Genomic DNA, 11,429 nt, shown 5'->3' with positions numbered 1-11,429 from the left:
GGAGAAGTCCGACCCTGGCGGAGGCAGTATGGCAAAACAAGCATCACCTATAGAAACCTTGTGTGGTCTGGCGCAGAAAGATCTCGATAAGGCTGCCATTCAGTTAGGCGACGTCCGACGCGCCCAGAAGCAGGCTGACGAACAGTTAGTCATGCTGCTGAACTATCAGGATGACTACCGTAAAACGCTGAATGACACCATGGCCAGCGGCATAGCCAGCACCCGCTGGCATAACTATCACCAGTTTATTGAAACGCTGGAAAGAGCCATCGATCAGCATCGTCAACAGCTCAACCACTGGAATGGCCGTCTGGATACCGCGCTGCGACTGTGGCGGGAGAAACAGCAGCGGCTGCACGCTTACGAAACGCTTCAGGCTCGCGCCGTGGCGAACGAATTATTAGTAGAAAACCGTCTCGATCAGAAACGGATGGATGAATTTGCCCAACGGGCATCATTGAGGAAAGGCGAATGATCACTTTGCCAATTGCGACGAGCGCGACCAGGGTTAACTCTACCAACGCCACAGCTCCATCCGCTTCGGCTGATGTGGGTATGGAGACCACCACGGCTGCGGGCGAAACCCCGGCCAAAGGCGAAGGCGGTAACCAGGGCTTTCTTACGCTGCTGGGAAACAAACTGCTGTCGCTGGCTCAACAAAGCGAAACGGGTCAGGCTTCTACAGCGGCTGCCGCTGCCGACGACGCCGATGCGGCTCAGTCGCCAAAAGCAAAACTGAGTGCGCTGATGGCAGCTTTAGACAAGCCGGAAACGCTCAGCGCCCTGCTTCAGCCGGGTAAAAGCGATAAAGCACTGAAGACGGAAGAGAGTACCAGCGAAGATAACCAGACTGCTGCCCCGGTGTTAAATAGTAGCGATATGCAGACGCTTCAGGCTCTGTTTGCCATGCTGCCACCTGCTGCTGCCCAGCAGCCTGCGGCCATAGCAAAAAATGCCGGGTCACTGACGGATGAGCCTGCAATCAAGGGTGCCAGGCAATCCACGCTCTCTTCTCTGCTCTCTTCGGCTAATAGTGCAGAGGGTGACAGCGATAAAACCAGCGGCAAAGCAGAGAGCCTGACTGCCGCAGTGGGTAAAGAGTCGCCAAAAGCTACCGCTGCGCCGACCTTAACCGCCGCGTTCCAGCAGGCACTTAACCAGAGCGGTAAGAGTGCGGATAAAGAAAATTCAAGTTCTGTCCCAGCAGCGACGATAACCAACAATGTTATCAGCGCGGCTTCTTCCCTTGTCACGCCAACCACCACTTCCATGGTGACGGCACCGGCAAGCGCGCAGCTCAGCTCTCAGCTGGGCAGCCAGGAGTGGCAGCAGGCGTTAGGTCAACAAATCCTGATGTTCAGCAAAAACGGTCAGCAAACGGCGGAACTGCATTTGCATCCTCAGGATCTGGGCAGCATTCAGATCAGTCTGAAGCTGGACAATGACCAGGCGCAGCTGAGTATGGTGTCTAACCACAGTCAGGTTCGTGCGGCATTAGAAGCCGCGCTGCCGCAGCTGCGTACTGCACTGGCGGAAAACGGCATCAGCCTTGGTCAGAGTAACGTCAGTAGCGATGCTTTCCAGCAGGGTCAGAGTTTCAGTGGTCAGCAGGAACAGCAACGTAATAACCACAGTGGCAACACATTTAGTCTTGCATCGGAAAATGACAGTGATGTAACCCCAATTGCCGTTCCTGCCGCGTTGCAGGCGCGTGCAGCCGGTTCCAGTGCTGTTGATATTTTCGCCTGACGGTGACAAACGCATAAGCTAGTGGCAAAACTCGCGTCTTTTCTACCTATTGTTTAGCGCAAGACGCGGGATAATCTGCCCATATCACCGTGGGATAGCGGATTAAGTGGTACCGCACCTCGAAAATAATCACAGGAAGTTATAGCTCATATGACTGATAAGAAAGCCAAAAGCGGCAAACGTAAGCTCCTGATACCCTTGTTACTGCTGGTAACACTGGTTGCTTGCAGCGTGGCGGGCTATACAGTCTGGCGCATGATGAAGTCTCCCGCTGACACTGCCCATGCTGAAAAGCCTGCGGAGCCTGTCGCGCCAGTCTTTTTCGCGCTGGATACCTTTACCGTAAACCTGATTAATCCGGATAACGATCCCGATCGTGTGCTCTACGTTGGCTTTACGCTGCGTCTGCCAGATGAAGATACCCGTCGCCGGATGACCGATTACCTGCCGGAAGTGCGTAGCCGCTTATTGCTGCTGCTCTCCCGTCAGGATGCTTCTTCTCTGAATAATGAGCAGGGCAAGCAGGAACTGGTCAAACAAATTAAAACCGTACTGGCTCCGCCGCTGGTACAAGGTCAACCTCAGCAGGTCGTGAGCGATGTTCTGTTCACTGCCTTTATCCTGAGGTAGAGCAGATATGGGCGACAGCATCCTCTCACAAGCAGAAATTGACGCGCTGCTCAATGGCGACAGCGACAGCGCGGCTGAAGAAACATCCAGCGTTAAAGGCGAAAATGATATTCGTCCTTATGATCCCAATACCCAGCGTCGCATGGTTCGCGAACGTTTGCAGGCGCTGGAGATCATTAACGAACGTTTTGCCCGCTCTTACCGCATGGCGCTGTTTAACCTGCTGCGTCGCAGCCCGGACATCACGGTTGGGGCGATTAAAATTCAGCCCTACCATGAGTTTGCGCGTAACTTGCCGGTGCCGACAAACCTGAACCTGATTCATCTGAAACCGCTGCGCGGCACCGCGCTGGTGGTGTTCTCGCCGAGTCTGGTATTTATCGCCGTTGATAACCTGTTTGGCGGTGATGGTCGTTTTCCGACCAAGGTTGAAGGGCGTGAGTTTACCGCGACCGAACAGCGAGTGATCCGCCGCATGCTGAAACTGGCCCTGGAAGGGTACAGCGAAGCGTGGAAGCCGATTTATCCGCTGGACGTAGAGTATGTTCGCTCTGAAATGCAGGTCAAATTTACCAACATCACGACTTCTCCTAACGATATCGTGATCACCACGCCGTTCCAGGTAGAGATTGGCAACCTGGTGGGTGAGTTCAATATCTGCATTCCGTTCAGCATGATTGAGCCGCTGCGCGAAACGCTGGTGAACCCGCCGCTGGAGAACTCCCGTCAGGAAGACCAGAACTGGCGCGACACGCTGGTGAAGCAGGTTCAACACTCCGAACTGGAGCTGATTGCTAACTTCGGCGAAGTGTCGATGCGTATTTCACGTCTGCTGGCCCTGAAGCCGGGTGACGTATTACCGATTGAAAAACCGGACCGTATTATCGCTCATGTTGATGGCGTGCCGGTCTTAACCAGCCAGTACGGCACCCTGAACGGGCAGTATGCGCTGCGTGTGGAACATCTGATTAACCCGATTTTGAATTCGATGAACGAGGAACAGCGCGATGAGTGACACCAAGAAGCCGTCCGAAGACGACATCTCCGCGGACGACCTGTGGGCTGACGCGATGAACGAACAGACCACTGCCTCATCCGAAGGGGTGTTTAAGGCGCTGGAAAGCAATGATATTGCCGGGTCGTTGCAGGATATCGACCTGATTATGGATATCCCCGTTAAGCTGACCGTAGAGCTGGGCCGTACCAAGATGACCATCAAAGAGCTGCTGCGGCTGACGCAGGGTTCCGTGGTGGCGCTGGAAGGGCTGGCCGGGGAGCCGCTGGATATTCTGATCAACGGCTATCTGATTGCCCAGGGTGAAGTTGTGGTAGTGGCCGATAAATATGGCGTGCGTATCACCGATATCATCACCCCTACCGAACGTATGCGTCGTCTGAGCCGCTAAATGAAGACAGCCCAGGTACAGTCACAGCCGGTGGGTCAGCCGGCGGTTTCTACAGGATCGATGCTGACCCAGGTCAGCAGTGTATTAGCCGTTATCATTCTGCTTATCCTGGCCTGTGCCTGGCTGGCAAAACGTCTTGGCTTTACGCCAAAACGGGGCGTGCGTGGCAGCGACCTGACCGTCAGCGCCAGTTGCCAGGTTGGACAGCGCGAACGCGTGGTGATTGTTGATGTGGAAGATGCCCGCCTGGTGCTGGGCGTGACCGGACAGCAGATCACCCACTTGCATACCCTGCCGCCTAAACCGCAGCAGGAAAATCCGGAACCTCCGGCTGCGGCGGCAGATTTCCGTCAGGTGCTGCAAACGTTACTTAAACGCCCCGGTAAGCCAAAATGAAACGCTTTCTTCCCTTGCTGGCGCTGTTTCTGCTGATTGCGCCCGATGTCCATGCTCAGCTTCCAGGCCTGATGAGCCATCCGACCGCCAATGGCGGCCAGAGCTGGTCACTGCCGGTACAGACTTTAGTCTTTCTGACCTCGCTGACGTTCCTGCCAGCCATCCTGCTGATGATGACCAGCTTCACCCGCATCATTATCGTGTTTGGATTATTGCGAAATGCGCTGGGCACCCCTTCCGCGCCGCCAAACCAGGTACTGTTAGGCCTGGCGCTGTTTCTGACCTTCTTTATTATGGGGCCGGTGTTCGACAAAATTTATCAGGATGCTTATCTGCCGTTCAGTGAGGATAAGATCAGCATGCAGGAGGCGATTGATAAAGGCGCCCAGCCGCTGCGTGAGTTTATGCTGCGCCAGACGCGCGAAGCTGACCTGGCACTGTTCGCCCGTCTCTCCAACTCCCCGCCTTTGCAGGGACCAGAAGCGGTGCCGATGCGTATTTTGTTACCGGCCTACGTCACCAGCGAACTGAAAACGGCATTTCAGATTGGCTTTACCGTGTTTATTCCGTTTTTGATTATTGACCTGGTGGTCGCAAGCGTATTAATGGCGCTGGGGATGATGATGGTGCCGCCAGCGACTATCTCACTGCCCTTTAAGCTGATGCTGTTTGTGCTGGTTGATGGCTGGCAGCTGCTGGTAAGTTCTCTGGCGCAAAGTTTTTATACCTAGATCTGAGGGCGAAACCCATTCGCCCCAAAAAAATCACCTCTCTTCTCTTTTTCTCCGGAGTCACTATGACACCTGAATCGGTTATGGTTATCGGGCACGACGCTATGCAGGTCGCCCTGGCAGTTGCTGCCCCGCTGTTGCTCGCGGCGCTGGCTAGCGGGCTGGTTATCAGCCTGTTGCAGGCAGCTACGCAGATCAACGAACAAACGCTCTCCTTTATTCCTAAAATCCTCGCCGTGGTCTCCACATTGGTCATCGCCGGTCCGTGGATGCTGAATCTGGTACTCGACTATATGCGTACCCTGTTCGCTAACCTGCCTTATATGATCGGTTAATGATTAACGTCGACAGCAGTCAACTGGTGTTCTGGATCAGCCAACTTTTCTGGCCGCTGGCGCGCGTGCTGGCGCTGATCATGACTGCGCCTTTATTAAGTGAAAAGGCCATCAGTAAAAAAGTCAAAATCGGCCTGGGGGTGATGATCACCTATGCGCTGGTGCCCTCTTTGCCCCCGACAAATGTGACCTTGTTCTCAGTTGGTGGTTTCTGGTTGCTGATTCAGCAGATTCTGATAGGCATCGCTATAGGTTTTACGATGCAATTCGCTTTCGCTGCGGTCAGAACAGCGGGGGAAGTGATTGGTTTGCAGATGGGACTCTCTTTTGCCACCTTCTTTGATCCCGCCAGTCGACTGAACATGCCGGTACTGGCCAGATTTTTAGATATGCTGGCTATGTTACTGTTTCTCTCCTTTAACGGTCACCTGTGGTTAATTTCCATGGTGGCGGACAGTTTTCATACTTTACCCATCGGTGGCGATCCGATAAACGGTAACGCTTTCCTGGCTCTCACCAAAGCCGCCAGTCTGATTTTCCTTAACGGTCTGCGATTAGCGTTACCCTTGATAACTTTGCTGCTCATCCTTAATTTGGCCCTGGGTTTGTTAAACCGTGTTTCACCTCAGCTCTCCGTTTTTGCCATCGGCTTCCCGGTCACCTTATCGATAGGGATCATCTTTATTAGCCTGATGATGCCTCTGTTTGCCCCTTTCTGTGAGCATTTGTATAGCGAAGTGTTTGATTTGCTCTCCACCGTGCTCAGTGAAATGCCCGCAAGATAAACTTAACTATTGGTTGAGTGTAAGATAACCATTGTTAAGCATACGAAATATGTCAGTGCATTTTTCGAACCAAATTTATCAGAATTTCATTAAGGAAATTCTGATAAATGCGATGAGACAATGAAAATTATTCTTATTAAATCCCACTTAGCGTATTTTGATTCCTGAAATAGCCGAAATGTTGCGAGAACGTTAATGTTCACAAAACAAACAAACGACTGTTTTTAATGGAATTTTTATTTTTTCTGGTTTATCTTGTGCTCCAACACATTTTCCGGCATTGTCAACACGCCGCTGAGGGGCACACATTCGCGTGACGAATGTTTTTTAGGAATCGTCCTATCAGACTTTTCTGTGTTTTGCGCGATAGTGGCGTAGCTCACAAAAAATACGCTGTAAGCTATGCTAAGACAATTTGCCAGTAAGTAACGCTGAATGCCCATTTTAAGCGTTTCTTCACGGGTCATTATATCGACTAAACTCAAATAAAGTTTCGGGCATGGATAAATCTGGCCGGGCTTTTTCCGCCCTTGCAGATTAAATGCCTGATAATAATAAGACAATTATAAGACTACTTTACTCTCGTACTACACAAACGCGTAATTCATCGTTGATTTAAACGGATAACAATTTGGTGAGGGTCGCTACAATGCCAACGATTATTATGGATTCATGCAGCTATACACGGCTTGGGCTTACAGATTATATGACTGTGAAGGGTGTTAAAAAGAAAAACATTACTTCCGTCAACGATATTGATCAATTACAAGCAAAATGCCAGCAGTATCAGCCAGGCGTGGTTTTTATTAACGAAGACTGTTTTATTCATGAAGCAGATGCAAGTCAGCGCATAAGAACCATTATTATGCAGAACCCTGACACGCTCTTTTTCATATTTATGGCCATCTCTAACATCCATTTTGAGGAATATCTCTACGTTCGTAAGAACCTGATTATTACATCAAAATCGATTAAACCGGCCACACTTGATAACTTGCTTGTTTCCTATTTTCAAAAGAAACTCAATGTTTCTCCGCGGTATTCCGCAGGCTTCGATGTTCACCCATTGACGTTGAGCCAAACAGAGTCAAATATGTTGAAGATGTGGATGTCTGGCCACGATACGATTCAGATATCGGATAAAATGCAAATTAAGGCCAAGACCGTTTCCTCTCATAAAGGGAACATTAAACGTAAGATTAAAACACACAACAAACAAGTTATTTATCATGTGGTTCGTTTGACGGATAATGTCACCAGTGGCATTTACGTTAACGTGAGATAAGCTCTCTTCCGCACTAAAAAAGCCGGCCTTGCCGGCTTTTTTAGTTAAAAGCGTTAAGCAGATCTCACTTTCTCATTAAGCCTTTCCTTTTTGCTGCCGATGTTCTGTAGACAGACCGAAGCTCCCCGCTTCGTTTACCCTACAGAGAGCAAAAGGACATGAAATCATCAAACCTCAATGCCGATCGGATCAGCTTTTGGCAGCATTTACGCCTGGTGCCCCTCTTTTCCGTTATCCTCGGTGGTATTTTGCTGCTGTTCGCCCTGTGTATTGGCATGGCCAGCTACTTTTTAATTCAAAGTAACCAGTCGCTACAGGACGTGACAGAAGAAATTCAGGTCCGTATGGCTATTTCCAACAGCTCAAACCATTTACGTACTGCCCGCCTGAATGTTATTCACGCCGGAGCCTCTGCACGTATTGGTGAGATGGATGCATTTAACGATCACCTGAAGCAGACTGAAAAACGTATTAAGCAGGCTACAACCAGCTTTAACGACTATCTTAATCGTCGGGTAAAAACGCCGGCGGATGTCGCCCTGGATGCGGAACTCAAAACCCGTTTTGACGCTTATGTCACTCAGGGATTGCTCCCCATGTTGAAGAGCGCCAAAGATGGCAGCTTTGAAGGGGTGATTGCTCAGGAGACAGATTATACCCGCAAGTTTGATGATGCTTATAATGCCGTTCTGCTGAAAGCTATTGCGATACGCACTCAGCGCGCTGATGCCATTAATAAAGAGGCGGAAGCGCAAACCCGGCTCGGCTTTATTATGATGGCCTGCGCTTTCGCCGCTGCACTGCTGCTGACGCTCGCCACCTTTATCTTCCTGCGCCGGGTAGTTATCACCCCTCTGCGTCAGGCAGTAGAGCGTATTGAACATATTTCTCGTGGCGATCTGACCGCGCCGCTGCAAAGCTGGGGCCGGAGTGAAATCGGCACGCTCAGCAGCAATCTGCAAATTATGCAGCAGTCGCTGGTTAAAACGGTGGGAACCGTTCGCGAAGGTGCCGTGGCAATCTACCAGGGTTCCAGCGAAATCTCCGCGGGTAACACAGACCTCTCTTCCCGTACCGAGCAGCAGGCTGCCGCGCTGGAGGAGACCGCTGCCAGCATGGAACAGCTGACCGCTACCGTGAAACAGAACGCCGAAAACGCCCATCATGCCAGCCAGCTGGCGTCTGATGCTTCCGGTAAGGCGCGTCAGGGTGGCGATATTGTAAGTGGCGTAATCAGCACCATGAACAATATTTCCACCAGCTCGAAGAAGATTGCAGAGATCACTACGGTGATTAACAGTATCGCCTTCCAGACCAACATCCTGGCACTGAACGCGGCGGTAGAAGCGGCCCGTGCGGGAGAGCAGGGTCGTGGCTTTGCGGTAGTCGCCAGCGAAGTGCGTAATCTGGCGCAGCGCAGTGCCGGTGCGGCGAAAGAGATTGAAAGTTTGATCGCTGAATCAGTCAATCTGATAGGTCAGGGGTCGTCTCAGGTTAGCCATGCCGGCGATACTATGACGGGGATTGTGGATGCTGTGCGGCGCGTCACGGATATTATGGCTGAAATTGCCGCCGCGTCAGACGAGCAGAGCCGTGGTATTCAGCAGGTAAGCCTGGCGGTAACAGAGATGGATAATGTGACTCAGCAGAACGCCTCGCTGGTTGAGGAAGCCTCTGCGGCCGCCTCCTCTCTGGAAGAGCAGGCTTCTCGCCTGACCCAGGCGGTTGCAGCTTTCCATTTAAGTGACAGCACGCCACGCCATGTGGCGACAGCGCCTGTTCAGGCTAAAGCGCCTGCATTACGCCCTGCCCTTGCTAACACCAGTGAAAACTGGGAAACCTTCTGATCGATAAAAAGGGGCGATTTTCGCCCCTTTATCTTTTCTGCTACTCGCGCTGCATCTGCTTACGGATAAGGTAATAAGAGATCCATTCAGGAGGCTGGATGAGGCTCGACAAATATGCCGTCATCATGTCCCTGTTCATTAAAGAACCAGATCCCCATCGGGTAATCTTCTAAAGCGACCAGATACATAGTCCCTTCGCTAAAGTCTTCCACCGCCAGTACCGTGCCGGGACGACGAGGCCCTCCATCGGTTTTGACCGTGACCCGTTCATTGACTTTCATGACGCTTCTCCCAGGCTGAATAGTGGGCTAAGTTTACCTTAAAATCCCGCAGACGGGAGAGTACCTAGCGGCGGGCAATTACCCAGACAGCATGTACGATACCCGGAATATAGCCACACAGGGTCAGCAGAATATTCAGCCAGAACGCCCCGCCAAATCCTACCTGCATAAATACGCCTACCGGGGGTAAAATAATAGCAATAATGATGCGTAATAAGTCCATGTCGCCTCCATAGCGTGGAAAAATGATTAGTGTGTAATCAGTTGATAATTATAGCACTGGCGCGCGGAGCACTCCTGGTGCGCTGTGTAAATCCTCGTAATTCCCGCCCAAAGCTGGTTTTTCGCTTTCTTAACGTTTCACTGCGAGACTTCTGACATCCCTCCCGCTTAGACTCTTCCCACTGCACCCTCCCCAAAGGCGCAGGCAACCTAAAGTAACAAGGATTTTTGCCCGCGCAGCGCGGGCTTTTTTTCGTCCTTTTCCTGCCTGCCAACTTTTTTACGCCATCTATACTTAGTTCATTTAGTGAACTGGGGAATAGGTTATGGCTACTGCAAAAGAGTACAGCGACATCGTTCAGCGTGAGGTCAGTATCGATATTGAAGCCTTACTGGAAGCGATTCACGATCGATCGGCGGGCGAGGTAAAACCCCTTACGGATGAAAAACAGCAGCATAAGGTTCGGGTGGATGGACGTGAATACCACTCCTATACCGAACTGGCCGATGCTTTTGAACTCGATATCCGGGATTTTACGGTTTCAGAAGTTAATCGCTAAAAAAAATCCCGGCGGTTAGCCGGGAATCAAATTTGATTAATGAAATTCGTTACACAGGAAATTCTCTGACCTGCTAATAGTACCCTAAGTTATCGCCAGGAAAAATCCTAACTTGTACCTGAAGTTGTACAGACCCTGAAAAATTGTACATGCAAATATCGCTGAAGCCGCGTTAAACCTGATGTGAGAAAGCCTTCGTGTTTTCTCCCATCGCTCCCCTCTTTCTTGTCATTTTAAGAATATTCCTGGTGGTTCCGGGCCGGTTCCGGACAGTTTAAATGAGGTCAGCCCGTCAGAGTTGCGGGGCTTCGTTATACTCTATGATTATGCTGATCTTTTCAGGCAGTCCGAGGAGGAAGAGTCATGCCTACGCTACAAGATCCCCTGATGATAGTGACGGATTTAGACGGTTCCCTGCTCGATCATCATACTTACAGCTGGGAGCCGGCTCAGCCCTGGCTTGAGCGCCTGACCGAAGAGAGCATTCCGGTAGTGATCTGCTCCAGCAAAACAGCGGCTGAGATCCTGCCGTTGCAGCGCCTGCTAGGCATTACCAGCTCACCCTATATTGCTGAGAACGGCGCTGTCCTGCACTGGGAAGGGTTTAATGGATCGGGCGATCGTGCCGCAAACAAGGGCTATACGGAGATTTGTCAGACGTTGCAAAAACTGCGCGACAGTCTGGGCTTCAAATTTACCGGTTTTGCCGATGTTACCGAGAAAGAGGTGGCTGAGTGGACCGGGCTGACGCCACATAACGCCGCCTTAGCCAAAATGCGGGAGGGTTCTGAAAGCCTTATCTGGCGGGACTCCGCTACCCGCTTTGAGGAATTCAGTGAAGCACTGGCAGCAGAAGAGCTGACGTTGGTTCAGGGTGGACGGTTCTGGAGCGTAATGAATCAGGGCGCCGGAAAAGGCGCCGCACTGGATCTTCTTCTCCGCCACTATACCCATCCTGTGGGGCACAAATGGCTGACCATTGGCCTTGGAGACGGGCCTAACGACGGCCCTATGCTGGATAAAGTCGATTATGCCGTCATTATTAAAGGCTACAGTAAAACGCCCGTCACGCTGCAACGCGAGGGACGGGACGCTGAAGAGAGGGTGTTTCATAGTACCCATTTTGGCCCTGAAGGATGGAGTGAAGGTTTATCCCATTTCATCAACCAGGGTTAGGTTGTATTCGGTTGTTGCATGCCTGA

Annotated in this window: 16 protein-coding genes; 13 read left to right on the top strand and 3 right to left on the bottom strand. The window is 51.3% G+C overall.

The annotated features are described in order from the left end of the window. Positions 1-28: 28 nt before the first annotated feature. From fliJ to fliR, 9 genes are all read left to right on the top strand, one after another. Positions 29-475 carry a flagellar export protein FliJ gene (fliJ, locus tag AAH450_RS11525; RefSeq protein ID WP_342910323.1) on the top strand — a complete coding sequence of 149 codons (447 nt, stop codon included), beginning with the start codon at positions 29-31 and terminating at the stop codon, positions 473-475. Continuing rightward, complete coding sequence (locus AAH450_RS11520) at positions 472-1,749, top strand: flagellar hook-length control protein FliK (protein WP_342910322.1); 1,278 nt, start codon at positions 472-474, stop codon at positions 1,747-1,749. Before fliJ ends, AAH450_RS11520 begins: the two co-directional genes overlap by 4 nt. Positions 1,750-1,899: 150 nt before the next feature. After that, complete coding sequence (fliL, locus tag AAH450_RS11515) at positions 1,900-2,379, top strand: flagellar basal body-associated protein FliL (protein ID WP_342910321.1); 480 nt, start codon at positions 1,900-1,902, stop codon at positions 2,377-2,379. A 7-nt stretch (positions 2,380-2,386) separates the two neighbouring features. Continuing rightward, positions 2,387-3,394, top strand: coding sequence for a flagellar motor switch protein FliM (gene fliM / locus AAH450_RS11510; protein WP_342910320.1), 1,008 nt, complete (start codon positions 2,387-2,389; stop codon positions 3,392-3,394). Continuing rightward, positions 3,387-3,785 (top strand): flagellar motor switch protein FliN, encoded by a 399-nt coding sequence (fliN, locus tag AAH450_RS11505; RefSeq protein WP_342910319.1) that lies wholly within the window; start codon positions 3,387-3,389, stop codon positions 3,783-3,785. The genes fliM and fliN overlap by 8 nt, the downstream gene beginning before the upstream one ends. Further along, positions 3,786-4,181 carry a flagellar biosynthetic protein FliO gene (gene fliO, locus AAH450_RS11500; RefSeq protein ID WP_342910318.1) on the top strand — a complete coding sequence of 132 codons (396 nt, stop codon included), beginning with the start codon at positions 3,786-3,788 and terminating at the stop codon, positions 4,179-4,181. It abuts the gene before it with no gap. Further along, positions 4,178-4,912 (top strand): flagellar type III secretion system pore protein FliP, encoded by a 735-nt coding sequence (fliP, locus tag AAH450_RS11495; protein WP_342910317.1) that lies wholly within the window; start codon positions 4,178-4,180, stop codon positions 4,910-4,912. The genes fliO and fliP overlap by 4 nt, the downstream gene beginning before the upstream one ends. A gap of 65 nt (positions 4,913-4,977) precedes the next feature. Then, positions 4,978-5,247 carry a flagellar biosynthesis protein FliQ gene (gene fliQ / locus AAH450_RS11490; protein WP_342910316.1) on the top strand — a complete coding sequence of 90 codons (270 nt, stop codon included), beginning with the start codon at positions 4,978-4,980 and terminating at the stop codon, positions 5,245-5,247. Beyond that, a complete protein-coding gene (gene fliR, locus AAH450_RS11485; RefSeq protein WP_342910315.1) occupies positions 5,247-6,032 on the top strand; it encodes a flagellar biosynthetic protein FliR in 786 nt (261 codons plus the stop codon). Before fliQ ends, fliR begins: the two co-directional genes overlap by 1 nt. A 236-nt stretch (positions 6,033-6,268) precedes the next feature. Here the strand turns inward: fliR and AAH450_RS11480 are convergent, their stop codons facing one another. Further along, positions 6,269-6,595 carry a hypothetical protein gene (locus tag AAH450_RS11480; RefSeq protein WP_342910314.1) on the bottom strand — a complete coding sequence of 109 codons (327 nt, stop codon included), beginning with the start codon at positions 6,593-6,595 and terminating at the stop codon, positions 6,269-6,271. An 86-nt stretch (positions 6,596-6,681) separates the two neighbouring features. Between AAH450_RS11480 and rcsA the strand changes: the two genes are divergently transcribed. Together rcsA and AAH450_RS11470 are read left to right on the top strand one after the other, a co-directional pair. Continuing rightward, positions 6,682-7,317, top strand: a complete 636-nt coding sequence (rcsA, locus tag AAH450_RS11475; RefSeq protein ID WP_342910313.1) for a transcriptional regulator RcsA — start codon at positions 6,682-6,684, stop codon at positions 7,315-7,317. Between the two features lie 158 nt (positions 7,318-7,475). Next, positions 7,476-9,164 (top strand): methyl-accepting chemotaxis protein, encoded by a 1,689-nt coding sequence (locus AAH450_RS11470; protein WP_342910312.1) that lies wholly within the window; start codon positions 7,476-7,478, stop codon positions 9,162-9,164. Positions 9,165-9,250: 86 nt separating this feature from the next. On the opposite strand, the gene dsrB is transcribed toward AAH450_RS11470, so the two are convergent. Both dsrB and AAH450_RS11460 read right to left on the bottom strand, forming a co-directional pair. Next, positions 9,251-9,445: a protein DsrB gene (dsrB, locus tag AAH450_RS11465; RefSeq protein ID WP_342910311.1), complete on the bottom strand. Its 195-nt coding sequence runs from the start codon at positions 9,443-9,445 to the stop codon at positions 9,251-9,253. Between the two features lie 64 nt (positions 9,446-9,509). Beyond that, complete coding sequence (locus AAH450_RS11460; protein ID WP_038381456.1) at positions 9,510-9,668, bottom strand: YqaE/Pmp3 family membrane protein; 159 nt, start codon at positions 9,666-9,668, stop codon at positions 9,510-9,512. 325 nt (positions 9,669-9,993) lie between these two features. On the opposite strand from AAH450_RS11460, the gene yodD reads away from it, so the two are divergent. Both yodD and AAH450_RS11450 read left to right on the top strand, forming a co-directional pair. Continuing rightward, entirely contained in the window at positions 9,994-10,227 is a 234-nt protein-coding gene (gene yodD, locus AAH450_RS11455) for a YodD family peroxide/acid resistance protein (RefSeq protein ID WP_342910310.1), read from the top strand. Between the two features lie 363 nt (positions 10,228-10,590). Then, the gene (locus AAH450_RS11450; protein ID WP_342910309.1) at positions 10,591-11,403 is read left to right on the top strand and encodes a mannosyl-3-phosphoglycerate phosphatase-related protein; all 813 of its coding nucleotides are present in this window, start codon (positions 10,591-10,593) and stop codon (positions 11,401-11,403) included. Positions 11,404-11,429: the final 26 nt, after the last annotated feature.

The organism is Erwinia magellanica (assembly GCF_039023495.1).
Lineage (GTDB): Bacteria > Pseudomonadota > Gammaproteobacteria > Enterobacterales > Enterobacteriaceae > Erwinia.
This window is presented reverse-complemented; position numbering and strand designations above follow the sequence as displayed.

What these genes read in the sequence shown, in the direction of transcription:
- fliM (WP_342910320.1), top strand. Translation starts at nt 2,387, where the DNA reads ATGGGCGACAGCATCCTCTCACAAGCAGAAATTGACGCGCTGCTCAAT.
- AAH450_RS11450 (WP_342910309.1), top strand. Translation starts at nt 10,591, where the DNA reads ATGCCTACGCTACAAGATCCCCTGATGATAGTGACGGATTTAGACGGT.
- AAH450_RS11460 (WP_038381456.1), bottom strand. Translation starts at nt 9,668, where the DNA reads ATGGACTTATTACGCATCATTATTGCTATTATTTTACCCCCGGTAGGC.
- fliR (WP_342910315.1), top strand. Translation starts at nt 5,247, where the DNA reads ATGATTAACGTCGACAGCAGTCAACTGGTGTTCTGGATCAGCCAACTT.
- AAH450_RS11520 (WP_342910322.1), top strand. Translation starts at nt 472, where the DNA reads ATGATCACTTTGCCAATTGCGACGAGCGCGACCAGGGTTAACTCTACC.
- rcsA (WP_342910313.1), top strand. Translation starts at nt 6,682, where the DNA reads ATGCCAACGATTATTATGGATTCATGCAGCTATACACGGCTTGGGCTT.
- fliQ (WP_342910316.1), top strand. Translation starts at nt 4,978, where the DNA reads ATGACACCTGAATCGGTTATGGTTATCGGGCACGACGCTATGCAGGTC.
- yodD (WP_342910310.1), top strand. Translation starts at nt 9,994, where the DNA reads ATGGCTACTGCAAAAGAGTACAGCGACATCGTTCAGCGTGAGGTCAGT.
- fliL (WP_342910321.1), top strand. Translation starts at nt 1,900, where the DNA reads ATGACTGATAAGAAAGCCAAAAGCGGCAAACGTAAGCTCCTGATACCC.
- fliP (WP_342910317.1), top strand. Translation starts at nt 4,178, where the DNA reads ATGAAACGCTTTCTTCCCTTGCTGGCGCTGTTTCTGCTGATTGCGCCC.
- fliN (WP_342910319.1), top strand. Translation starts at nt 3,387, where the DNA reads ATGAGTGACACCAAGAAGCCGTCCGAAGACGACATCTCCGCGGACGAC.
- fliO (WP_342910318.1), top strand. Translation starts at nt 3,786, where the DNA reads ATGAAGACAGCCCAGGTACAGTCACAGCCGGTGGGTCAGCCGGCGGTT.
- fliJ (WP_342910323.1), top strand. Translation starts at nt 29, where the DNA reads ATGGCAAAACAAGCATCACCTATAGAAACCTTGTGTGGTCTGGCGCAG.
- dsrB (WP_342910311.1), bottom strand. Translation starts at nt 9,445, where the DNA reads ATGAAAGTCAATGAACGGGTCACGGTCAAAACCGATGGAGGGCCTCGT.
- AAH450_RS11470 (WP_342910312.1), top strand. Translation starts at nt 7,476, where the DNA reads ATGAAATCATCAAACCTCAATGCCGATCGGATCAGCTTTTGGCAGCAT.